The organism is Blautia sp. MCC270 (assembly GCF_018785605.1).
GTDB lineage: Bacteria > Bacillota > Clostridia > Lachnospirales > Lachnospiraceae > Blautia_A > Blautia_A fusiformis.
Window position 1 is genome coordinate 180,275 of the sequence record NZ_WQQD01000028.1, and the last position, 21,921, is coordinate 202,195.

Genomic DNA, 21,921 nt, shown 5'->3' on the forward strand with positions numbered 1-21,921 from the left:
CGATCAGGTACAATTAACCCGACCGGTGGGGATTTTTTTGCCCTCTTGACAGAAATATGAGCCATCTTTTATAATGAGTTAGACTGAACTAACACAGCCGCAAATATAAAACAGGTTCAGAAAAAAACAATGACAAAAATAACATATGAATCCACAGAAGAGCTGGGCCACAGCATACCCTTATCCAAAAGAGAAATCGAGGAAGACATACTGGAGGAGCTTTGCTCTCTTGCAAAAAAGGACGCCCTGATCGGAATCTCCGAGATTTGCGGGCGGATGAAGATGAGCAGACGGGAGGTTCTGGCCTGTCTGAAACAGTTGACCGCCCAGGGCTACGTAAAAATCGAAGAAAAAAACATCTGCGTCTGCCCCACAGAGCTGGGACGGATCCGGGGCGAGGAATGCCGCCACCGCCATGAAACCTTCACCCAGCTTCTGGAATATGTAGGAGTAGAAAGCCGCATTGCAGAAGAAGATGCCTGCCGCATGGAGCACGTGGTAAGCGATGAGACCGTGCAGCAGATCTGCAATTTTGTAAATTACGGAAGCACCTTTGAGCATGCTCTTCGGAACACAGACCTCAGATACCGCTATGAGCCGGGGGAATACTCCTTTCTCATGAGAATCTACTACATGGAAATAACCTGTCCAAGAAGACTGGCCGGTGAATTTAAGAATTATAAAGAACAGATCCGCCTTCATGTAAAAAAAGAGGACAGCTATTTTGAACTGTTCTGCACAGCACCGGAGGAAAAAAACTGTTCTCTGGTATGTGGACCCAGAAACCGGCTGGGTAAAAGCCGAAGAAGAAAACGGAAATCCCCGGATCCCAACCGGCGTTTTTGAATACTTTATCCGGCATCAGGACCCCGTAGTGGAAGGAACCGCGCTGGTAGCCTTCTTCTGGACGAGCCAACCTCCAATCTGGATTCCCTGAACGAAGGCATCATCCTGAAATCCCTGAAGGAAGATAAAGCCAACCGTACCGTCGTGCTGGTGTCACACAGAACTTCTACGATGAAAGTAGCGGATGTGGTGTATGAGATGGAGAATGGGAGAGTGTCGTGATATAGATGCTCTTGTGAGAGTAAAATATATTGCGATTTTCGATACACATTTGTTATAATAGCTCCAGGAAACTATTGTGTTAAGTCCAATCTGAAAAGGAGTGCATATGACTTTATATCATGGAAGTAAAGATATAGTAGAGTATCCGGAAATCAGAAAAGCTCGATTTAACAAAGATTTCTACTTTGGCTTCTATTGTACGAACATCGAAAAACAGGCAGAACGGTGGGCGACAAGGTATGGAGAAAAGGGATACATTAACAGGTACGAGTATATAGAAAATACAGAATTAAAAATTCTTAGATTTGAGAAAATGACAGAAGAATGGCTGGACTTTATTATTTCCTGTCGAAGTGGACAAGCACATCAGTATGATATTGTGGAAGGACCGATGGCAGATGATACGATCTACAATTACCTGCAAAACTATCTGGATGGTAAGATCTCAAGATCTGCTTTCTGGGAACTGGTAAAATTTAAGTACCCCACACATCAGATCAGTTTTCATACAGTTTCGGCATTGGATACTTTGGAATTTGCAGGAAGTGAGGTCGTATATGGCGAAAAAAAATAATAACAATTTATTTTTTACCTGTAGCCTGATTGAGTATATAGGACGAAACAGAAAACAACATCGGCGGGAAATCACAGATTATCTTGGCAGAGAAAACATAAAGAGAATATACGATTATGCGGATGTATTTCACTGTGAGCCAATACAAAAAGTTGCAGCAGAGTTTATGGAGCAATGCAATATTCCAGAAGGAAAATTTGACAATGTATCCATGTGCAGATATACGGTTCCGGATTACTGGGATATTGGAGAAGTATATGAGCGATTAATAGAAGACATATATGATGATGCGGAAATCGAAAAAGGAATATGGGATATTTATCATTCCTGGATTGATGCACATATTTCGGACTATAATACAGATTTTTATTATCAGCCGAGAGATTATATAGCAGCATGCTATAAAGCGGGAGAAATCCTGTAAAAGATAAACAAAAATTCAAATCGCAATTAATACTTGCATTTAAAAGACATTGGTGTTACAATGAACGAAACTAAGAACTTGTTGGCATAGGAGTGGGCGAGAGCCCGCTCCTATTTGCTGAGAAGGAATTTGTTCAGAAATAGGCAGAAATAGGAAAGGCAGGTGGGAAGCATGAGCAGACGGGAAGAATATGAACAGAAGACAGAGGCGATCCTTACACCAATCGTGGAGTCCAGGGGCTTTGAGCTGGTAGACGTGGAGTATGTCAAGGAAGCCGGAACCTGGTATCTCAGAGGCTATATCGACAAGCCGGGCGGAATCACAGTCAATGACTGCGAGGACGTAAGCCGTGCATTCAGCGATATACTGGATGAGCAGGATTTCATCGAGGACAGCTACATTATGGAGATCAGTTCTCCGGGACTTGACCGGCCTCTTAAAAAAGAAAAAGACTTTAAGAGAAGCCTTGGCAAGCTGGTGGAGATCCGTACCTACCGGCCCATCGAGAAACAGAAAGAATTCTGCGGTATTTTAAATGCATATGATAGTAACAGTGTGACAATCGATGAAGACGGCACAGAACGTACCTTTGATAAAAAAGATATTGCCCTGATTCGTCTCGCGATCGAATTCTAAAAGAGAATCGAATCTGTAAAATTCAGGAGGAAAAAAGAAAAATGAGCAGAGATTTAAGAGATGCGCTGGACGTTCTCGAAAAAGAGAAAAACATCAGTAAGGATACACTGCTGGAGGCAATTGAGCAGTCACTGATCCAGGCATGTAAGAACCATTTCGGAAAGGCAGATAACGTTCACGTTATGATCGATCCGGAGACCTGTGACTTCAGTGTTTACGCTGACAGAACTGTTGTAGAGCATGTGGAGGATCCGGCGCTGGAGATTTCTCTGGTGGATGCACAGAAAACAAACACGAACGCAGAGATCGGTGATGTTATGAAGGTTGAGATCCAGTCCAAGGAATTCGGACGTATCGCAACCCAGAATGCAAAGAATGTCATTCTTCAGAAAATCCGTGAGGAAGAGCGTAAAGTTCTTTACGATCAGTACTATGGAATCGAAAAAGAAGTGGTAACCGGTATTGTTCAGAGAGTAATGGGCAAAAATGTCAGCATCAACCTTGGTAAGGCAGACGCAGTACTTACAGAGAACGAACAGGTAAAGGGTGAGACCTTCCAGCCAACTGAGCGAGTAAAAGTTTACATTCTTGAAGTTAAGGATACACCGAAGGGACCGCGTATCCTGGTTTCCAGAACACATCCCGGTCTTGTAAAGAGACTTTTCGAGTCCGAGGTTGCAGAGGTAAGAGACGGTACCGTTGAGATCAAGAGCATTGCCCGTGAGGCAGGCTCCCGTACCAAGATCGCTGTATGGAGCAACGATCCGGATGTAGATGCTGTGGGAGCATGCGTTGGTATGAACGGTGCACGTGTAGGGGCAGTTGTTAACGAGCTTCACGGTGAGAAGATCGATATCATCAACTGGGATGAGAACCCGGCGATCCTTATTGAGAATGCATTAAGCCCTGCAAAGGTTATCGCAGTTATGGCTGACCCGGATGAGAAGACCGCACTGGTCGTAGTTCCGGATTACCAGCTTTCCCTTGCTATCGGTAAGGAAGGACAGAACGCACGTCTTGCTGCAAGACTTACAGGCTTCAAGATCGACATCAAGAGCGAGACACAGGCAAGAGAGTCCGGTGACTTCTACGATGATTACGATGAGGAACACGAGGAAGCAGAGGAAGAAATGACAGAAGAGGCTGTTTCCGAAGAGCTTGAAGAAGTAGAGGAAGATACAGAAGAGACAGAAACAGAAGCTGAAGAAACAGCAGATGGAGATGCCGAAGAATAATGAAAACGAGAACCAAGATTCCCATGCGTCAGTGTACCGGCTGCAGGGAAATGAAAAGCAAAAAGGAAATGATACGAGTTCTCAGGACATCAGAGAATGAGATCATCCTGGACGCTACAGGTAAGAAAAACGGACGCGGCGCATACCTTTGTTTCTCAGAGGAATGCCTGGAAAAGGCTATCAAAAACCATGGCCTGGAGCGTTCCTTGAAAATGGCAGTTCCGGATGAAGTGTATCAGAACCTCAAAAAGGAGTTTGGATCAATTGAAAAACAATAAGGTTTTATCACTCATCGGACTTGCGACAAAAGCAGGAAAAACAGTGAGCGGAGAATTTTCCACAGAGAAATCCGTAAAAACAGGAAAAGGTTTCCTGGCACTGGTGGCAGATGATGCCTCCGAAAATACAAAAAAGAAATTTCGGAATATGTGTACCTATTATGAAGTTCCGTTATATTTCCTTTCAGACAAAGAGAGCCTGGGCAGAGCAATGGGCAAAGAATTCCGTGCCAGCCTTGCCGTGCAGGACGAAAATTTTGCAAAGGCGATCATGAAGGCGCTGGAAAAAGAATCCGGCAGATAACCTGCATGATACAGGCGTCTGTAAGGAGGTTTGACGATAGAAATGATAAAAGATAAATTCAACAGATCGGGAAAGGAGCAATATAGACAATTGGATACTCCAAAAACAGAAGAAAAGACAACAACGGTGAATACAGAGGGTAACAAATCTGAAGCACCGAAAAAGAAAAAAAATATCATCCGTGTATTTCATGCACAGAATGCCAGCGATGGCGGTAAAGGAAGAAGAAAACCGGCAGCAGGCGAGAGAAAGGGACCGGCACGTCCACAGAACGGCGGTCAGAGAAGCGCAGGAGCAAACACAAGAAATGGTGAGTCCGGTGAGCAGAGAAACGGTCAGAGTGGTCAGAATCGTACTCAGGGCGGAAGACCGCAGGGCAACCGTCCGGAAGGAAGAAGAGACGGAAATCGTGACGGAAGAACCTTCGAGGGAAGAAGAGACGGCGGAAATCGTTTTGGCGGAAACCGTTCCCAGAATGGTGAGGGACGTCCGGCAAGACAGGGCGAGGGAAACAGAGGCCCACGTCAGAATGACGGAAGAGGCGGAAGCCGTTTCGGCGGTGGAGCAAACCGTGGCCAGGGAGGTCAGGGCGGAAGCTTTGAAGGAAGAAGAGACGGAGGAAATCGTTTCGGCGGTGGAGCAAACCGTGGCCAGGGAGGCCAGGGCGGACGTTCCGAAGGCGGAAGAAGCGGAGACAACCGTTTCAGCGGAGCAAACCGTGGTGGCCAGGGCGGCGGACAGCGTCCGGGACAGAGAAGAAGCGGTGGCTCTTCAGATGCTGTATTCACTCCGGAGCTGACCAAGACATCCAAGGACAGCAAGCGTGAGCGTGACAGAGAGAATAAGAACAAGAAGAAAGAATTCGAGAAAGGTACCCAGGGCGGACGCAGACCAAATCAGGGCGGACGCAGACCGAATTCCAGAATCCCGAAAGCACTTCAGAAACCGAATCCACAGCCGAAGCAGGAAGAGAAGAAACCGGAGATCAAGGAGATCACCATTCCGGAGAAGCTTACTATCCGTGAGCTTGCGGACGCGATGAAGATGCAGCCGTCAGTGATCGTTAAGAAGCTTTTCATGGAAGGTGTCATGGTAACCGTAAACCAGGAGATCGATTTTGAAAAGGCAGAGGAGATCGCACTTGGCTTTGATATCATTGCTGAGAAGGAAGAAAAGGTGGATGTGATCGCAGAGCTCCTCAAAGAGGACGAAGAGGATGAGGATGATATGGTTCCGAGACCTCCGGTAGTCTGTGTTATGGGTCACGTTGACCATGGTAAAACATCTCTTCTGGATGCCATCCGTAATACAAACGTAACCAGAGGCGAGGCCGGCGGAATCACACAGCACATCGGTGCTTACGTGGTAAATATCAAAGGCCAGAAGATCACATTCCTGGATACACCGGGACATGAGGCGTTCACAGCTATGCGTATGCGTGGTGCCAACGCAACAGATATCGCAGTTCTGGTCGTTGCCGCAGACGATGGTGTAATGCCGCAGACAGTAGAGGCGATCAGCCATGCAAAGGCAGCCGGTGTTGAGATCATCGTTGCCATCAATAAGATCGATAAACCAAGTGCAAATGTAGAGCGTGTAAAACAGGAGCTTTCCGAGTATGAACTGATTCCTGAGGACTGGGGCGGAAGCACCATCTTTGTTCCGGTATCCGCACATACAGGAGAAGGAATTGAGAATCTTCTTGAGATGATCCTTCTTACTGCTGAGGTTTCCGAGCTCAAAGCCAATCCGAACCGTGAGGCAAGAGGTCTTGTTATTGAGGCTCAGCTTGATAAAGGTAAAGGACCGGTTGCTACCATCCTTGTTCAGAAGGGTACTCTTCATGTGGGAGACTTTATTGCCGCAGGTGCATGCAATGGTAAGGTACGTGCAATGATGGATGATAAGGGACGTCGTGTAAAAGAGGCAGGTCCGTCTACTCCGGTTGAGATCCTCGGACTTGGTGATGTTCCTAATGCAGGTGAGATCCTGATGTCCTTTGAGAGCGATAAAGAAGCCAAGAACTTTGCAGGCGCATTCGTTACAGAGAACAAGAGCCGTCTTCTCGAGGAGACCAAAGGCAAGCTTTCTCTGGATAACCTGTTTGACCAGATCCAGGCCAGCGATCTTAAGGAGCTTCCGATCATCGTCAAGGCCGATGTACAGGGATCTGTTGAGGCTGTTAAACAGAGCCTTACCAAGCTTTCCAACGAGGAAGTTATCGTTAAGGTGATCCATGGTGGTGTAGGTGCCATCAATGAGTCTGATGTCAGCCTTGCTGCAACATCCAATGCGATCATCATCGGCTTTAACGTACGTCCGGATACTACAGCAAAACAGCTTGCTGAGCAGGAGGGCGTTGACCTTCGACTTTATAAAGTCATTTATCAGGCGATCGAGGATGTAGAGGCAGCTATGAAGGGTATGCTGGATCCTGTATTCGAGGAGAAGGTTATCGGTCACGCAGAAGTTCGTCAGCTGTTCAAGGCATCCGGTGTCGGAACCATCGCAGGAAGCTATGTGCTGGATGGTACATTCCAGCGTAACTGTAAGGTTCGTATCACACGAGGTGAGGACCAGATCTTCGAGGGTGAGCTTGCATCCCTGAAGAGATTTAAGGATGATGTCAAGGAAGTTCGTGCCGGATATGAGTGTGGTCTTGTATTTAATGACTTTAATGATGTCAAAGAAGAAGATAAAGTCGAAGCATATATCATGGTAGAGGTACCAAGATAGGAGTGATTCGTAATGAGAAAAAACAGCATTAAAAATACACGTGTGAATGGTGCAGTTCAAAAAGAACTCAGCACCATCATACACAGCGAGATCAAGGACCCCAGAATTCATCCGATGACTTCTGTGACAGCTGTTGAGGTGGCACCGGATCTTAAGACCTGCAAAGCTTACATCAGTGTGCTGGGCGAGAAACAGGCCAAGGATTCCACCCTCCGGGGCTTAAAGAATGCAGAGGGCTATGTTCGGAGAGAACTGGCCAGAAGACTGAATCTCCGCAATACACCGGAGATCCGTTTTGTTCTGGATGAGTCTATTGAATATGGTGTAAATATGTCAAAGAAGATCAATGACGTAATGAGTGGGATGGAAACAGAGGAATAGGTGGAAAAAATGAAAAACATTTCAGAAATACTGGAAAATGTAAAAACCGTTGGCATTGGCGGTCACATCCGTCCGGATGGGGACTGCATTGGTTCCTGTATGGCTCTGTATCTCTATATCCGGAAATATTTTCCTGATATAAAAGCAGATGTTTATCTGGAAGACCGGAAACCTGTATTTGATTACATTGACAGAATGGATGAGGTTAAGACAGAAGCAGAAGAAGATAAGGTGTATGATCTTTTTATCACCTGTGATGTCAGCGCACTGGACAGGCTTGCTGTTGCCCGGAAATATTTCGATGCAGCAAAAAAAACAGCCTGCATTGATCATCATGTGAGCAATAACGGATTTGCGGATGTCAATCATGTAAGAGGCGAGATCAGCTCTGCCAGCGAAGTTCTTTACGGACTTCTGGATTCAGACAAGATCGATCGTTCCATTGCGGTTCCTATTTATACCGGAATGGCACATGATACCGGCGTGTTCCAGTATTCTTCCACAACACCGGAAACCATGAGGATCGCCGGAGAACTGATGAAAACAGGATTTGATTTCAGCAGGATCATCGATGAGTCCTTTTACCAGAAAACATATCTTCAGAATCAGGTCATGGGACGTGTCCTGGCAGAGAGTATTCTCCTTCAGGGCGGTAAGTGTGTGGTCGGATATCTGAAAAAACGGGAGATGGATTTCTACAGTGTGGAAGGAAAGGATCTGGAGGGAATCGTGAGCCAGCTCCGTCTGACTGCTGGTGTGGAGGTTGCGATCTTTATCTATGAGATGCAGACGCAACTCTTTAAAGTATCTCTCCGTTCCAATGGTAAGGTGGATGTAAGCAAGATTGCCGTATTTTTCGGAGGCGGCGGACATGTGCGTGCAGCCGGCTGTGATATGCAGGGCTCCATGTACGATGTGATCAACAACCTTACCGCTGAAATTGAAAAACAGCTTGCAGAGGAGTAAAGATAAGATCATGGACGGAATACTTGTGATCCGAAAGGAAAAAGGTTATACCTCTCATGATGTTGTTGCAAAGCTGCGTGGGATTCTCCACATGAAAAAGATCGGCCATACCGGGACTCTGGATCCGGCAGCAGAGGGAGTACTTCCTGTTGCACTGGGCAAGGGGACCCGGCTGGTGGAGCTTCTTACAGAAAAAGAAAAAACATATGAGGCGGTTTTAAGGCTGGGAGTTTCCACAGATACCCAGGACATGACCGGAGCTGTTCTTTCTGAGAAACCTGTGACCGTCACGGAAGAGGAAGTCCGTGAGGCAGTGGGATCCTTTGTGGGAGAACAGCTGCAGATCCCTCCTATGTATTCGGCTCTGAAGGTAAACGGAAAGAAGCTTTACGAACTGGCCAGAGAAGGAAAAACCATAGAGCGTAAGCCGCGCCCTGTGGTTTTTTATGAGATAAGGATACTGGATATGGAGCTTCCGCTGGTACGCATAAGCGTTACCTGTAGCAAGGGCACCTATATCCGTACACTTTGCAATGACATCGGAGAAAAATTAGGCTGCGGCGGAGCCATGGAAGAGCTGCTTCGGACCAGGTCCGGAAATTTCACTCTGGAAGAGAGCATGACACTTTCCCAGGTGGAGGAGGCGGTTGCCGATGGGACCATCGGGGAAAAGCTTGTTTCCATCGAGGATGTACTTTCCATGTATCCGGTCCTTACCTGTACACCGGAGGGAGACAGACTTCTCAATAACGGAAACCCGCTTCCGGAAGAACTGGTACAGGGAGGCAGCAGGGAAGAAAAAGTCCGGATGTATAAAAGCAGCGGAAATTTCACAGGAATATACGGCTGGGATGAAAGAAAACAGAAATACGTACCCATCCGCATGTTTTTTGTATGACATTTTATAAAAACTTGCAGGAGCAGCAGAAGATATGGAATACTTGAAGATCGACGGAGAATTTCCGCGCCTTTCAAAGAGTGCGGTGACACTTGGAAAATTTGACGGCATACACCGTGGACACCAGAAACTGGTGGAGAAGATCCTGGAACAGAAAGAAAAAGGTCTGCAGACAGTCCTTTTTTCTCTTGGCATCGGCAGTCAGATGATCTTTACAAAAGAGGAACGATGTCAGCTTCTTGAGAAAGCAGGCGTGGATGTGCTGATCGAATGTCCGCTGGATAACCGGATCCGTCATATGAAGGCAGAAACCTTTGTTAAAGAGATCCTGGTGGGAGATCTTCAGGCGGAGCATGTTGCAGTGGGAGAAGATTTCAGGTTCGGGTATGAACGCAAGGGAACACCACAGCTTCTGGAGACTATGGGAAGGAAGCTTGGCTTTACTGTGGATGTTGTTCCGAAAGAAATGGAAGGCCGCAGAAAGATCAGCAGTACATTTATCCGTGAGGAACTGAAAAAGGGAAATATGGAAAAGGTTAATGATCTGCTGGGAATCCCCTTTTTTGTGGACGGTGTGATCGAACATGGAAGAGGAATGGGACATAAGGTCCTTCTTCCCACTACTAATATCGTTCCTGCAAAAGAAAAGCTGATGCCGCCAAATGGCGTTTATGATACAGTGTCCCATTTTAAGGACAGAACCCTTTGCGGGATCACAAACGTAGGATATAAACCAACCATAGGAGAGAAATTCCTGGGTGTTGAGACCTATCTTTTTGACTGTGAAGAGGATCTGTACGGAGAGCCCTGCAGAGTGGAATTCTTTCATTATTCCAGACCGGAGAAGCGCTTTTCGTCCATAGAAGCACTGAAGCAGCAGCTCCTGAAGGATGCAGAAAAGGGAAAGGCTTATTTCCGCAGCCTCGAAAAATAAAAACTTTCGGGAAAAACTTTTCGAAAAAACAGTTTACAGGTCAGAAACCGTGTGCTATACTGTTCGAGGTGAAAAAAGCCAGTATTCAGAAGCCGGAGACTCCGACCACTTCTTAATACCCGGCGTTTAATTAAAATTTCAAGGAGGAAACAATAATGATTTCTAAAGAAAAGAAAACAGCGATCATGAAAGAGTATGCAAGAACAGAGGGTGACACAGGTTCACCGGAGGTTCAGGTTGCAGTTCTTACAGCAAGAATCCAGGAGCTCACAGAGCATCTTAAAACACACCACAAAGATCATCATTCCAGAAGAGGTCTTCTGAAAATGGTAGGTCAGAGACGTGGCCTTCTTGCTTATCTTAAGAAAACAGACATCGAAAGATACCGTGCACTGATTGAGAAATTAGGTTTAAGAAAATAATTGCTACGGGAGGGGCGGATGATTCCATCCGCCCCATTTTAACATGTGTGATAAACACAGACGGAATTACCGCAGGAGTGATTTCCGAGACTACTGAAAAGCCCATTTCCGGTCGAGATCTTTTTCAAAGGAAGTGGTCTTTTCAGTTGTTTCGGGCTCCTGTCAGATATTAATATAATAAGAAAAGGAGAACGAATATGTACAAAAGTTATTCCATGGAACTTGCAGGAAGAACACTGACTGTAGATATCGGACGTGTAGCGAAACAGGCCAATGGTGCTGCTCTTATGCACTATGGTGATACTACAGTCCTTGCTACTGCTACCGCATCCAAAGAGCCAAGAGAAGGAATCGATTTCTTCCCGTTAAGTGTTGAGTATGAGGAGAAGATGTATGCAGTAGGAAAGATCCCGGGAGGATTCAACAAGAGAGAGGGTAAGGCAAGCGAGCATGCAATCCTTACATCCCGTGTTATCGACCGTCCGATGCGTCCGCTGTTTCCAAAGGATTACAGAAATGACGTAACTCTGGTAGATATGGTTATGTCTGTTGATCCGGAATGCAATCCGGAGATCCCGGCTATGCTTGGTTCTTCCATTGCAACCTGTATTTCTGATATCCCATTTGACGGTCCATGCGCAACCACACAGGTTGGTATGATCGACGGCGAGTTTATCATCAACCCGACACTTGCACAGAAGGCAGTTTCTGATCTTCAGCTTACGGTTGCTTCTACAAGAGAGAAGGTTATCATGATTGAGGCCGGAGCTAATGAGATCCCGGAAGATAAGATGATCGAGGCTATCTACAAGGCTCATGAAGTGAACCAGGAGATCATCAAATTCATCGACCAGATCGTAGCAGAGTGCGGAAAAGAGAAACATTCCTACGAGTCCTGTGCAGTACCTCAGGAGCTTTTTGATGAGATCAAGAAGATCGTTCCTCCGGAAGAGATGGAGGTTGCCGTATTCTCTGATGACAAGCAGACACGTGAGAATAACATCAGCGAGATCACTGATAAGCTGAAAGAAGCTTTTGCAGACAATGAGGAATGGCTTGCCGTTCTCGGTGAGGCTGTATATCAGTACCAGAAGAAGACTGTCCGCAAGATGATCCTCAAAGATCATAAACGTCCGGATGGACGTGAGATCAGACAGATCCGTCCGCTGGCTGCAGAGACAGATATCATCCCGAGAGTTCATGGTTCTGCCATGTTCACAAGAGGACAGACTCAGATCTGTACCGTTACTACACTTGCTCCTCTTACAGAGGCACAGCGTCTTGACGGACTGGATGAGTTTGAGACATCCAAGAGATATATGCACCACTACAACTTCCCGTCCTACTCTGTAGGTGAGACCAAGCCTTCCAGAGGACCGGGACGTCGTGAGATCGGTCACGGAGCACTTGCTGAGAGAGCACTGGTACCGGTACTTCCTACAGAGGAAGAATTCCCATATGCAATCCGTACCGTATCTGAGACATTTGAGTCCAACGGCTCCACATCCCAGGCAAGTATCTGTGCATCTACCATGTCACTGATGGCTGCCGGTGTACCGATCAGAAAACCGGTTGCAGGTATTTCCTGCGGACTTGTTACAGGTGAAACAGACGATGATTACATCGTTCTTACAGATATCCAGGGCCTTGAGGACTTCTTCGGAGATATGGACTTCAAGGTAGCCGGAACACATGACGGAATCACAGCGATCCAGATGGATATTAAGATCCATGGTCTTACAAGACCGATCGTTGAGGAAGCGATCCGCAGAACAAAAGAGGCAAGAGAATATATCCTGACAGAAGTTATGGAGAAATGTATCGACAAGCCTCGTACAACTGTTGGGGAGTTTGCTCCGAAGATCATCCAGATCCAGATCGACCCGCAGAAGATCGGTGATGTAGTCGGACAGAGAGGAAAGACTATCAACACGATCATCGAGCGTACAGGTGTGAAGATCGACATCACAGACGACGGCGCAGTTTCTATTTGCGGAACAGACCAGAAGGGTATGGATGAAGCAAAACGTATGATCGAGATCATCACTACCGAGTTTGAGGCAGGACAGATCTTTACAGGACGCGTAGTCAGCATCAAAGAGTTTGGCGCATTCCTTGAGTTTGCACCGGGCAAGGAGGGAATGGTACACATTTCCAAGATCTCCAAACAGAGGATCAACCGTGTTGAGGATGTTCTCACACTTGGCGACAAAGTTAAGGTTATCTGCCTTGGCAAGGACAAGATGGGAAGAATCAGCTTCAGCATGAAGGATGTACCGGAAGAAGCATAAATGATGAGATACCACAATATTACCAAGGACGATATGTTAAACGGAGACGGACTTCGTGTAGTGCTCTGGGTAGCCGGCTGTTCACACGGCTGCCGGGAGTGCCAGAATCCCATTACTTGGGATCCGAATGGAGGCCTGCCCTTTACGGACAGCGAGCGAGCTGAGATATTTGCAGAGCTGGACAAGGATTATATCAGCGGGATCACCTTCTCGGGAGGCGATCCTCTGCATCCTTCCAATATCGCTGAGGTAACAGCTCTTGCAAGAGAGATCAGAGAGAAGTATCCGGATAAGACGATCTGGCTGTATACGGGTTCTCTCTGGGAAGAAATCCAGCAGTACGAGATCATCCATTATCTGGATGTATGCGTGGACGGGGAATTTCAGGTGGACAAGAAAGAGGTTCGTCTGAAATGGAAAGGCTCCTCAAATCAGAGGGTGATCGATGTACAGGCGTCACTTCGTGAGAACCGTGTGGTTCTGTACACGGAGTGATCAGAGGTTTTTTTGAAATTACCTATTGGGAGTGGAACGAAAAATGAAAAGAATTGCGAAATTTCACAAGGTAAGTTTTGAACAGTTTGCAAAGGACTGGAAGGATACCTTTGATAATTCATTTGAAGAAGTTTCAAAAGAGGAAATCAAGAATATCTACGACAGTCTGAAGCTTCCGAAGAGAGCTACGACCGGAAGTGCAGGATATGATTTTTATGCACCTGTGGATGTGACCATGAAGCCGGGTGAGATCGTAAAGATACCAACCGGTATCCGCGTAGAGATGGAAGAGGGCTGGGTTCTGAAATGTTATCCGAGAAGCGGACTGGGATTTAAATTCCGGCTGCAGTTGAATAACACAGTGGGAATCATTGACAGCGATTATTTCTTTTCCGACAACGAAGGGCATATCTTTGCCAAGCTGACTAACGATACAAGAGAAGATAAAACGATCCAGATCCCGGCAGGAACCGGTTTTATGCAGGGGATCTTTGTGGAATACGGAATCACTGTGGATGACGATGCAGATGCAGTAAGAAACGGTGGCTTCGGAAGTACCACAAAATAAAACAAAAGCCCGGAAGGCGGAGGTGTGAAGACCACATACATCCGATTTTCCGGGCTTGTTTTGTGTAGTTACTGTTTTCCGATAAATGCACTGTTTAGCTGAGAGGTGCGTCTGCCTCCTCGTCTGCACGTGCTTTTTCCACGACTGCGTTAAAGGCATTTGCGGCAGCGTCGTACTCTTCATCATCTTCAATGTTTGCCAGCATCGGATCGCCGTCTGCTGTGCGGGAGAAGCTGTAGAGATAAACCTCACCGGTCTCATTCTGGCCGTTCTCATCCAGTGGGAGAAGTGCGATATATTCTTTGTTCTCTACAGGGAAAATAGTAAGGATGGCACATTCTACCTCAGTATCATCATCCATAGTCAGGGTGATGGTATGATGTGCTTCATCTACCTTGCTTTCGCAGTTAGCTGTGCAGGAAGCGCAGTCGCTTGGTGTACATCCGCTTTTGTTAAATTCATCACTCATAAAAAAATCCTCCGTTCTGCTGCTGCCTGTAAATAAGAGGGCAGCTCTGCATGATATAGAGAACATTTTAACAGATATGACGTAGAACAGCAACAAAATATTTGAGAGCCTGAGAAAACTTTCAAAATATTTTTTGCTTAATCCGACAATGTGAGATATAATAAAAATATGACGAAAAAATGAGGAGAAAATATAAAAATATGAAATTTATTTCCTGGAATGTAAATGGGATCCGGGCCTGTATCACCAAGGGCTTTGAGGAACGCTTTCATGAGCTGGATGCGGATATTTTCTGTCTGCAGGAGACGAAATGCCAGCAGGGACAGGTGAAGCTGGAACTTCCCGGATATCATCAGTACTGGAACTACGCAAACCGCAGAGGCTATTCAGGTACAGCCATTTTTACAAAGAGGGAGCCATTGTCTGCGGCTTACGGGATCGGGATAGAGGAGCATGATAAAGAAGGACGTGTCATCACACTGGAATTCGATGAGTATTATTTTGTGACTGTATATACTCCCAACTCCCAGAGTGAGCTCCGCCGTCTGGAATACCGTATGAAATGGGAAGAGGATTTTCTGGCTTATCTTCTGAAACTGCAGGAGAAGAAACCGGTGATCTGCTGTGGCGACCTTAATGTGGCACATCAGGAGATTGATCTCAAGAACCCGAAGACCAACCGCAAAAATGCAGGCTTTACGGATGAAGAGAGAGCCTGCTTTACCAGAGCCCTCGAGAGCGGCTTTATTGATACATTTCGCTATTTTTATCCGGATAAAGAGGGTGTTTACTCCTGGTGGTCCTACCGTTTCCGTGCACGAGAGAAGAATGCCGGCTGGCGTATTGACTATTTCCTTGTTTCCCCTTCCCTGAAAGAAAAGCTTCAGGATGCGAAGATCCACGGAGAGATCATGGGATCCGATCATTGCCCGGTTGAACTGGATATTGATCTGTGACGGATCCGGCGAAAAGGATTTCCATGGATTTGAATAATAAAAAGAGAAAAGGAGGAGTTGCCTTGGCAAGCCGCAGATTAGGTCGAGTGGAGAAAGGTCAGCCGCTGATACTTGGAGCCAACAAAATGGAGGGCGGTTATAATTTTGCAGTGGAGGCATCGGAAGATTCCGAAGTGTCCCTGCTTTTATATAAAAAAAGAGGAGCTGCCTCACCGGTGGAGATCGTTTTTCCAAAGGATTTCCATACAGGACGTGTGTGGGCGCTGAAGCTGTGCAGTGCTTCTCTGAAGGAGTTTGAATATAATTATAAAATAGACGGTGAGATCGTGCAGGATCCGTATGCATATGGACTTCACGGGAGAGAGCATTTCGGAGTACCTTACGATCCGGAAAAGGAGGTCCGCTGTCGCTTCCTTAATGAGAATGTTTCCGGCTGGGAAAATGAAACTGCACCGGCAGTAGAATATGAAAATATGATCCTGTACAAGCTTCATGTCCGTGGTTATACGAAGCTTGCCAGAAAGATGGTTTCCCATAAGGGGACTTTTCTTGGCCTGACAGAGATGATCCCTTACTGGAAAGAACTTGGGATCAATGCCATTGAACTGATGCCTGCCTATGAATTCTGTGAGGTTCCGATCAATAAACCGAAGGAAGGCAGTGAACACATCAAGACCCGTCGAAAGGAAAATGTAGTGAATTACTGGGGCTATGCATCCGGCTTTTATTTCAGCCCGAAGAGTGCTTACTGCAGCACCAGAGAACCGGAGCAGGAATTTCGGTATCTGATCCGGGAACTGCACAAGAACGGCATTGCCTGTATCATGGAATTCTATTTTCCGGAGGAAACAGACAGCCTGATGGCTCTTCGAGCTTTGCAGTTCTGGAGAGATTTTTACCATGTAGATGGATTTCATGTGCTGGGAGAGGGCTTTAACCGGGAGATGCTTCTTCGGGATGGAATCCTTTCCGGAGCAAAACTGATCTTCCAGGGCTTTGATTTTGATCATTTTTACAGAGGAAAGCTCCCGGCCAGACGTTGCGGAGCGGAGAGCAATATGAATTTTCTCCAGGATATGCGCCGTTTCCTGAAAAGCGATGAAGGTATGGTGGAGGCTGCAGCATGGCATATCCGTCATAACAGCGAGAATCATGGAGTGATCAATTACATGGTCTGCCAGGACGGGTTTACCATGAATGACCTGGTGAGCTACAATTATAAACATAACGAGGCCAATGGCGAAGGCAATCAGGACGGAAGCAGCTATAATTATTCCTGGAACTGCGGTGTGGAAGGCCCTACCCGTAAGGTTTCCGTCCGTCAGATGAGGGAACGCCAGATCAAAAATGCCTTTCTGATGATGCTGCTGAGTCAGGGTGTTCCCATGATCTATCACGGCGATGAATTCGGCAATTCCCAGAGCGGAAACAATAATGCATACTGTCAGGATAATGCTACCGGCTGGACAGACTGGAAAGGTTTTTCCAGAAACCAGGGGCTGCTGGAATTTGTAAAAGACGCCATTGCTTTCCGAAAAGCCCATTCTGTTCTTCATATGCCAGTGGAACTGAAAGGCGTGGATTATCTTACCAAGGGGTTCCCGGATGTATCTCTTCACGGAGAACGTGCTTGGTACTTAAGTTATGAGAATACCAGCCGTCTTCTGGGGATGATGTACTATGGCGCCTATGCCAGGGAAGAAGAGGACGTGGAGGCAGCTGAGGACGATTTTATCTATATCGGTTATAATTTCCACTGGGAAAACCGGAGCCTTGCTCTGCCCAATCTCCCGGAAGGCATGTGCTGGAAAAAAATCGCAGATACATCTCTTCACGGAACAGGATTCTGTCTGGAGGAGGAAGAAGAATATAAAAAATCAATCGAAATAGGCCCCCGCGCCATTGTGGTATTGCTGGGCAGACAGGAGGCGGAGAAAGATGCGATCATGGCACCCGTGGCTGCACTTCAGGACCATCACGAGGCATAAGCTTCTGGTGATGAAATATTGTTTTCGTATCGGGTTATATAAGCAGGGGTTGCTTCATGACCTGTCCAAATATTCCCCGACGGAATTTCTGGTAGGCTGTAAATATTATCAGGGGACAAGAAGCCCCAACAACGCAGAACGTGAGGCAACCGGCGTATCTATGTCCTGGCTGCACCATAAGGGAAGAAACAGACACCATTTTGAACATTGGGTAGACTATTCCCTTGACGGTGAGCATGTGATCATGGGAGCCAGAATGCCCAGAAAATATGTGGCGGAAATGGTCATGGACCGGATCAGTGCATCCAGAAACTATCTGGGAGAGGAATATACCTATCATGAACCATTGCAGTATTTTCTGAAAAGCAAGGAGAAGCTGTGGTTTATCCACCCACAGACAAAGAAAGAGCTGGAGGGACTTCTCCGGATCCTGGATAAATACGGAGAGGATAAGACCCTGTGGTATATCCGCAATGTATATCTATGTGATAACCGCGGAAAAAAAGTGAAAAGCCCCGGGAAAAAGCTTCGAAATCACAGATAGGGGTGTATTTTTGGCAGGTTGTCTGATATAATATTCAGATATCAGGAGGAAGAATGAATGGATACACCAACAATTGCGAAATACTATAGAGAGAAAGATCCCATGGAGCGTCTGAAGCTTCTGGAGCAGTCCATTGCAGCAGGAGAAGAACCGGAAGAAAACAGGATCCGCAAGGAACTCTGGGAGATCCGTTACAGCGATAAAGCTGAGACTGGTGATACCAGGGCAGACGGTTATCTCGGTCTCTGGATGACCATGGAGTTTAACCGGAATTCCGCTTCCAGATTCTTTGGTACAAGAAGTGCGAAGAAAGAGATAGGCAAGTATCTTAAGAAGCTGAAATTTCAGGAGCTCCAGGAAAGGGGCGGCCTTTATGAGGAGCTTCTTTACCGGGAATGCTGTCATCTGGTTCTGGTCTACATGGATCTCTGTCAGACAGATAAATCCTATAACACAACGATTTTCGGCCTGATCCACATCAAGGAGGACAGTGCGAAGGCCAAGGTCCAGAGAGACATCAGGGAAACAGCTGTGGAGCTTCCGGTTAATCTTGGAATGGAAGCTGAGCTTGGAATCATCACAAGAGCTGCCAGAGAGATCTACAGGCAGTATTATCCCAACGAAGGAAACATTTAGGAGGCCGGAGCGCTTCCGTTTCAGGCTGTCTGACTACTCAGGCAGCCTTTTGTTGCCATGCATCCGGCAAAAGATCCCGGGATTTTTTGAAAAGGGATTTTTACCGGGTGTGAAGAGAAACATTCAGGAGGTTACTATTTTATGAATCCCAATCATCTGAACGCATATGAAGTCCTGAAGGAAGAGGAGCTTCAGGATATTCATTCAAAAGGATGGCTTCTGAGACACAAAAAAACAGGAGCCAGAGTGATGCTCATCGAGAATAGTGATGAGAATAAGGTTTTTAACATTGCATTCCGTACACCGCCGAAAAACAGCACAGGTGTTGCTCATATATTGGAACACAGCGTACTGTGCGGCTCCAGGGAATTTCCGCTTAAGGATCCTTTTGTGGAGCTGGTAAAAGGTTCTCTTAATACCTTCCTTAATGCCATGACCTATCCGGATAAGACTTGCTACCCGGTAGCAAGCTGTAATGACCGAGATTTCCAGAATCTGATGCATGTATATCTGGATGCGGTATTTTATCCGAATATTTATAAAAAAGAAGAGATCTTCCGTCAGGAAGGCTGGAACTACCATCTGGAGAAAAAAGAAGGCCCGCTGAAATACAACGGTGTCGTTTACAATGAAATGAAGGGTGCTTTTTCCTCACCGGATGATGTTCTGGAGAGAGAGATCATGAATTCGCTGTTCCCGGATACAACCTATGGCTGTGAGTCCGGCGGAGATCCTGTAAATATTCCGGATCTCAGCTATGAGGAATTTCTGGATTTCCACAGACAGTACTATCATCCGTCCAACAGCTTTATCTATCTCTACGGAAACATGGATATGGAGGAGAAGCTGGAATTTCTTGACAGCCATTATCTGTCTGCCTTTGATTCTCTTGTCATTGATTCCGAGATCCGGGATCAGGAAGCCTTTGCTCATGTAAAGGACATCCAGAAGTCTTATCCGGTATCAGAGGATGAGGGAGAAGAGGATAACACCTATCTTTCCTACAATATGGTTGTGGGTGAAGCGGCAGATATCAACTTGAGTCTTGCTTTCGAGGTTTTGGATTATGCTCTCTTAAGCGCACCGGGTGCACCGCTGAAACAGGCACTTCTGGATGCAAAGATTGGCAAGGATATCTATGGCTCCTTTGAGGATGGAATCAAACAGACCTATTTCTCCATCGTGGCAAAGGGAGCCAACTTAAGCCAGAAAGAGGAATTTGTCAAAGTGATCCGTGACACCCTCACAAAGATCATGGAGGAAGGTATCGACAAGAAGGCAGTAACAGCCGGAATCAACTACTACGAATTCCGTTTCCGTGAGGCAGATTTCTCTTCCTATCCGAAGGGACTGATGTATGGCCTGGATATTTTAAGCAGCTGGCTTTATGACGATACAAAGCCGTTCTGTGAAGTACAGCTTCTTGAGGGATTTGAGTTCCTCAAAAAAGCTCTGGAAGAGGGATATTTTGAGGATCTGATCCGTAAATATCTTCTGGATAATACCCATGGCGCGATCCTTTCCCTGGTACCGGAGAAAGGCCTTGCAGCAAAGAGGGATAAGGAACTGGAAGAAAAGCTGGAGAATTACAGAAAGAGCCTTTCTGATGAAGAGCTTACCCGGATGGTAGAGAATACCAAAGCGCTGGAGGCTTATCAGGAAGCGGAGGAAACTCCGGAAGCGCTGACCTGCATCCCCATGCTCTCCAGAGAAGACATCAAAAAAGAGATCACAGGACTGACAAACGAGGAGCACCATGTGGAGGACAGCTTGTTTCTGTATCATGATGTGTGCACCAATGGTATCGGTTATGCGGATCTTCTTTTTGAGATCCATGACTTTGATGTTGATACAGTCCATTATCTGGGACTTCTGAAATCCGCGCTTGGTGCAGTGGATACGGAGAATTACACTTATGGCGAGCTGTTTAATGAAGTGAATGCGAGAACCGGCGGTATTGCCTATGGGATAGAGGTTTTTGATGATGCCCAGGATACCGATGCGTTCCGTGCCATGTTTGCCGTAAGAGGAAAAGCGTTATATCCGGAGATGGATTTCATGTTTTCCATGATCCGGGAGGTTCTTACAACTTCGAAGCTGGATGACACCAAACGTCTCTACGAGATCATTGCCAGAGTGAGATCCAGAGCCCAGGCCAGCCTTGCAAGTGCAGGCCATTCCACCGCCGTTCTCCGTGGTGCCTCCTACGCATCTCCGATGGCGGCATTCCAGGATGAGATGGCAGGAATCGGATATTATCAGTTTATCGAAAAACTGGAAAAAGATTTTGACAGCTGCAAGGACGAGATCGTAAAAAATCTCCGCAAAGTGATGGAGGAGGTTCTTCGTCCGGAGAATTTCTGTGTAAGCTACACCGGAGAGAGAGAGTCCCTGGATGTAGTAAAAGCACAGGCTGCCGGGATCAAAAAAGTCTTGTTTAACGGACAGAAGCCGGAGTCTGTGAAGCAGGCCCCCTGCATAAAGAAAAACGAAGCCTTCAAGACCTCCGGCCAGGTCCAGTATGTGGCACAGAACGGAAACTTCCGCAAAAAAGGCCTGGAGTATACCGGTGCACTGGAGATCCTGAAAGTGATCTTAAGCTACGATTATCTCTGGATCAACCTTCGTGTAAAGGGTGGAGCGTATGGCTGCATGAGCGGCTTTAAGAGAAACGGAGAGAGCTTCCTGGTATCCTACCGTGATCCCCATCTAAAGAGAACCCTGGAAGTATACCAGGGAGTGCCGGATTATATCCGTGCCTTTGAGGCAGACGAGCGTGAGATGACAAAATATATCATCGGAACGATCAGCAACAAGGATGTGCCGAGAACTCCGCAGATGCAGGGAAGTATCTCAAAAACCGCATATTTCTCCAATGTTACAGAGGATATGCTCCAGAAGGAAAGAAATCAGATCCTCGGAGCGCAGAAGGAGGATATCCAGAAACTGGCAGCTCTTGTAGAAGCAGTACTTTCCGATGATCAGATCTGCGTAGTAGGAAGTGAGACTGCAATAGAGAAGGCGGAAGATGTATTCATGGAAGTGAAGCCACTGATCGGCTGAGGAGAAACAAAGCCTGCTGTCCGTTAAATGGGATAGCAGGCTGTGAAAGGATTAT

The 21,921-nt window shown here is 46.6% G+C and carries 22 protein-coding genes and 1 pseudogene; 22 read left to right on the plus strand and 1 reads right to left on the minus strand.

Annotated features, from left to right (window positions below; genetic code table 11):
• Positions 1-129 precede the first annotated feature (129 nt).
• The 17 genes and pseudogenes from GPK58_RS08935 to GPK58_RS09010 all read left to right on the plus strand — a co-directional run bounded on the left by GPK58_RS08935 (position 130) and on the right by GPK58_RS09010 (position 14,210).
• A complete protein-coding gene (locus GPK58_RS08935; protein WP_173775694.1) occupies positions 130-846 on the plus strand; it encodes a metal-dependent transcriptional regulator in 717 nt (238 codons plus the stop codon).
• Between the two features lie 51 nt (positions 847-897).
• Positions 898-1,068, plus strand: a pseudogene (locus GPK58_RS13350) (ABC transporter ATP-binding protein); the annotation flags it as partial.
• A 106-nt stretch (positions 1,069-1,174) separates the two neighbouring features.
• On the plus strand, positions 1,175-1,642 hold the full coding sequence (locus tag GPK58_RS08940; protein ID WP_021650314.1) for a DUF3990 domain-containing protein: 468 nt from the start codon (positions 1,175-1,177) through the stop codon (positions 1,640-1,642).
• Positions 1,626-2,066 carry a hypothetical protein gene (locus tag GPK58_RS08945; protein ID WP_021650313.1) on the plus strand — a complete coding sequence of 147 codons (441 nt, stop codon included), beginning with the start codon at positions 1,626-1,628 and terminating at the stop codon, positions 2,064-2,066. The genes GPK58_RS08940 and GPK58_RS08945 overlap by 17 nt, the downstream gene beginning before the upstream one ends.
• Positions 2,067-2,237: 171 nt before the next feature.
• Positions 2,238-2,702, plus strand: a complete 465-nt coding sequence (gene rimP, locus GPK58_RS08950) for a ribosome maturation factor RimP (protein WP_021650312.1) — start codon at positions 2,238-2,240, stop codon at positions 2,700-2,702.
• Between the two features lie 41 nt (positions 2,703-2,743).
• Positions 2,744-3,937 (plus strand): transcription termination factor NusA, encoded by a 1,194-nt coding sequence (nusA, locus tag GPK58_RS08955; RefSeq protein WP_015525794.1) that lies wholly within the window; start codon positions 2,744-2,746, stop codon positions 3,935-3,937.
• Positions 3,937-4,215, plus strand: coding sequence for an RNase P modulator RnpM (gene rnpM, locus GPK58_RS08960; protein WP_015525795.1), 279 nt, complete (start codon positions 3,937-3,939; stop codon positions 4,213-4,215). The genes nusA and rnpM overlap by 1 nt, the downstream gene beginning before the upstream one ends.
• Positions 4,202-4,519 carry a L7Ae/L30e/S12e/Gadd45 family ribosomal protein gene (locus tag GPK58_RS08965; protein ID WP_021650310.1) on the plus strand — a complete coding sequence of 106 codons (318 nt, stop codon included), beginning with the start codon at positions 4,202-4,204 and terminating at the stop codon, positions 4,517-4,519. Before rnpM ends, GPK58_RS08965 begins: the two co-directional genes overlap by 14 nt.
• Positions 4,520-4,561: 42 nt before the next feature.
• Positions 4,562-7,255, plus strand: a complete 2,694-nt coding sequence (gene infB / locus GPK58_RS08970; RefSeq protein ID WP_092069354.1) for a translation initiation factor IF-2 — start codon at positions 4,562-4,564, stop codon at positions 7,253-7,255.
• Between the two features lie 12 nt (positions 7,256-7,267).
• Complete coding sequence (gene rbfA, locus GPK58_RS08975; protein WP_015525797.1) at positions 7,268-7,636, plus strand: 30S ribosome-binding factor RbfA; 369 nt, start codon at positions 7,268-7,270, stop codon at positions 7,634-7,636.
• A gap of 9 nt (positions 7,637-7,645) precedes the next feature.
• Entirely contained in the window at positions 7,646-8,602 is a 957-nt protein-coding gene (locus GPK58_RS08980) for a DHH family phosphoesterase (protein ID WP_044961226.1), read from the plus strand.
• Positions 8,603-8,609: 7 nt separating this feature from the next.
• Entirely contained in the window at positions 8,610-9,500 is an 891-nt protein-coding gene (gene truB, locus GPK58_RS08985; RefSeq protein WP_059085251.1) for a tRNA pseudouridine(55) synthase TruB, read from the plus strand.
• A 34-nt stretch (positions 9,501-9,534) separates the two neighbouring features.
• Entirely contained in the window at positions 9,535-10,434 is a 900-nt protein-coding gene (locus GPK58_RS08990) for a bifunctional riboflavin kinase/FAD synthetase (protein WP_015525800.1), read from the plus strand.
• A gap of 155 nt (positions 10,435-10,589) precedes the next feature.
• The gene (gene rpsO / locus GPK58_RS08995) at positions 10,590-10,856 is read left to right on the plus strand and encodes a 30S ribosomal protein S15 (protein WP_015525801.1); all 267 of its coding nucleotides are present in this window, start codon (positions 10,590-10,592) and stop codon (positions 10,854-10,856) included.
• A gap of 197 nt (positions 10,857-11,053) precedes the next feature.
• Positions 11,054-13,147, plus strand: coding sequence for a polyribonucleotide nucleotidyltransferase (locus tag GPK58_RS09000; RefSeq protein WP_015525802.1), 2,094 nt, complete (start codon positions 11,054-11,056; stop codon positions 13,145-13,147).
• Positions 13,148-13,150: 3 nt separating this feature from the next.
• Positions 13,151-13,642, plus strand: a complete 492-nt coding sequence (gene nrdG / locus GPK58_RS09005) for an anaerobic ribonucleoside-triphosphate reductase activating protein (protein ID WP_044961222.1) — start codon at positions 13,151-13,153, stop codon at positions 13,640-13,642.
• Between the two features lie 43 nt (positions 13,643-13,685).
• Positions 13,686-14,210, plus strand: coding sequence for a deoxyuridine 5'-triphosphate nucleotidohydrolase (locus tag GPK58_RS09010; RefSeq protein WP_215638534.1), 525 nt, complete (start codon positions 13,686-13,688; stop codon positions 14,208-14,210).
• 94 nt (positions 14,211-14,304) lie between these two features.
• On the opposite strand, the gene GPK58_RS09015 is transcribed toward GPK58_RS09010, so the two are convergent.
• Complete coding sequence (locus GPK58_RS09015; RefSeq protein ID WP_215638535.1) at positions 14,305-14,679, minus strand: DUF1292 domain-containing protein; 375 nt, start codon at positions 14,677-14,679, stop codon at positions 14,305-14,307.
• Positions 14,680-14,879: 200 nt separating this feature from the next.
• On the opposite strand from GPK58_RS09015, the gene GPK58_RS09020 reads away from it, so the two are divergent.
• The 5 genes from GPK58_RS09020 (at position 14,880) to GPK58_RS09040 (ending at position 21,866) form a co-directional block, all read left to right on the plus strand.
• Positions 14,880-15,635 (plus strand): exodeoxyribonuclease III, encoded by a 756-nt coding sequence (locus GPK58_RS09020; RefSeq protein WP_015525806.1) that lies wholly within the window; start codon positions 14,880-14,882, stop codon positions 15,633-15,635.
• A 62-nt stretch (positions 15,636-15,697) separates the two neighbouring features.
• Complete coding sequence (locus GPK58_RS09025) at positions 15,698-17,623, plus strand: Type II secretory pathway, pullulanase PulA and related glycosidase (RefSeq protein WP_252195786.1); 1,926 nt, start codon at positions 15,698-15,700, stop codon at positions 17,621-17,623.
• Positions 17,574-18,167, plus strand: coding sequence for a DUF5662 family protein (locus tag GPK58_RS09030; protein WP_021977109.1), 594 nt, complete (start codon positions 17,574-17,576; stop codon positions 18,165-18,167). Before GPK58_RS09025 ends, GPK58_RS09030 begins: the two co-directional genes overlap by 50 nt.
• A gap of 57 nt (positions 18,168-18,224) precedes the next feature.
• Complete coding sequence (locus tag GPK58_RS09035) at positions 18,225-18,803, plus strand: DUF6553 family protein (RefSeq protein ID WP_215638536.1); 579 nt, start codon at positions 18,225-18,227, stop codon at positions 18,801-18,803.
• 141 nt (positions 18,804-18,944) lie between these two features.
• Entirely contained in the window at positions 18,945-21,866 is a 2,922-nt protein-coding gene (locus GPK58_RS09040) for an insulinase family protein (RefSeq protein WP_215638537.1), read from the plus strand.
• Positions 21,867-21,921: the final 55 nt, after the last annotated feature.

Excerpts from the sequence above, each read along its gene's own strand:
- GPK58_RS08990 (WP_015525800.1), top strand. The coding sequence starts at position 9,535 with ATGGAATACTTGAAGATCGACGGAGAATTTCCGCGCCTTTCAAAGAGT.
- infB (WP_092069354.1), top strand. The coding sequence starts at position 4,562 with ATGATAAAAGATAAATTCAACAGATCGGGAAAGGAGCAATATAGACAA.
- rbfA (WP_015525797.1), top strand. The coding sequence starts at position 7,268 with ATGAGAAAAAACAGCATTAAAAATACACGTGTGAATGGTGCAGTTCAA.
- GPK58_RS08935 (WP_173775694.1), top strand. The coding sequence starts at position 130 with ATGACAAAAATAACATATGAATCCACAGAAGAGCTGGGCCACAGCATA.
- nrdG (WP_044961222.1), top strand. The coding sequence starts at position 13,151 with ATGAGATACCACAATATTACCAAGGACGATATGTTAAACGGAGACGGA.
- GPK58_RS08980 (WP_044961226.1), top strand. The coding sequence starts at position 7,646 with ATGAAAAACATTTCAGAAATACTGGAAAATGTAAAAACCGTTGGCATT.
- GPK58_RS08945 (WP_021650313.1), top strand. The coding sequence starts at position 1,626 with ATGGCGAAAAAAAATAATAACAATTTATTTTTTACCTGTAGCCTGATT.
- GPK58_RS09035 (WP_215638536.1), top strand. The coding sequence starts at position 18,225 with ATGGATACACCAACAATTGCGAAATACTATAGAGAGAAAGATCCCATG.
- GPK58_RS09000 (WP_015525802.1), top strand. The coding sequence starts at position 11,054 with ATGTACAAAAGTTATTCCATGGAACTTGCAGGAAGAACACTGACTGTA.
- rimP (WP_021650312.1), top strand. The coding sequence starts at position 2,238 with ATGAGCAGACGGGAAGAATATGAACAGAAGACAGAGGCGATCCTTACA.
- GPK58_RS09015 (WP_215638535.1), bottom strand. The coding sequence starts at position 14,679 with ATGAGTGATGAATTTAACAAAAGCGGATGTACACCAAGCGACTGCGCT.
- GPK58_RS09020 (WP_015525806.1), top strand. The coding sequence starts at position 14,880 with ATGAAATTTATTTCCTGGAATGTAAATGGGATCCGGGCCTGTATCACC.
- rpsO (WP_015525801.1), top strand. The coding sequence starts at position 10,590 with ATGATTTCTAAAGAAAAGAAAACAGCGATCATGAAAGAGTATGCAAGA.
- GPK58_RS09040 (WP_215638537.1), top strand. The coding sequence starts at position 18,945 with ATGAATCCCAATCATCTGAACGCATATGAAGTCCTGAAGGAAGAGGAG.
- GPK58_RS08940 (WP_021650314.1), top strand. The coding sequence starts at position 1,175 with ATGACTTTATATCATGGAAGTAAAGATATAGTAGAGTATCCGGAAATC.
- nusA (WP_015525794.1), top strand. The coding sequence starts at position 2,744 with ATGAGCAGAGATTTAAGAGATGCGCTGGACGTTCTCGAAAAAGAGAAA.
- GPK58_RS09010 (WP_215638534.1), top strand. The coding sequence starts at position 13,686 with ATGAAAAGAATTGCGAAATTTCACAAGGTAAGTTTTGAACAGTTTGCA.
- GPK58_RS09030 (WP_021977109.1), top strand. The coding sequence starts at position 17,574 with ATGCGATCATGGCACCCGTGGCTGCACTTCAGGACCATCACGAGGCAT.
- rnpM (WP_015525795.1), top strand. The coding sequence starts at position 3,937 with ATGAAAACGAGAACCAAGATTCCCATGCGTCAGTGTACCGGCTGCAGG.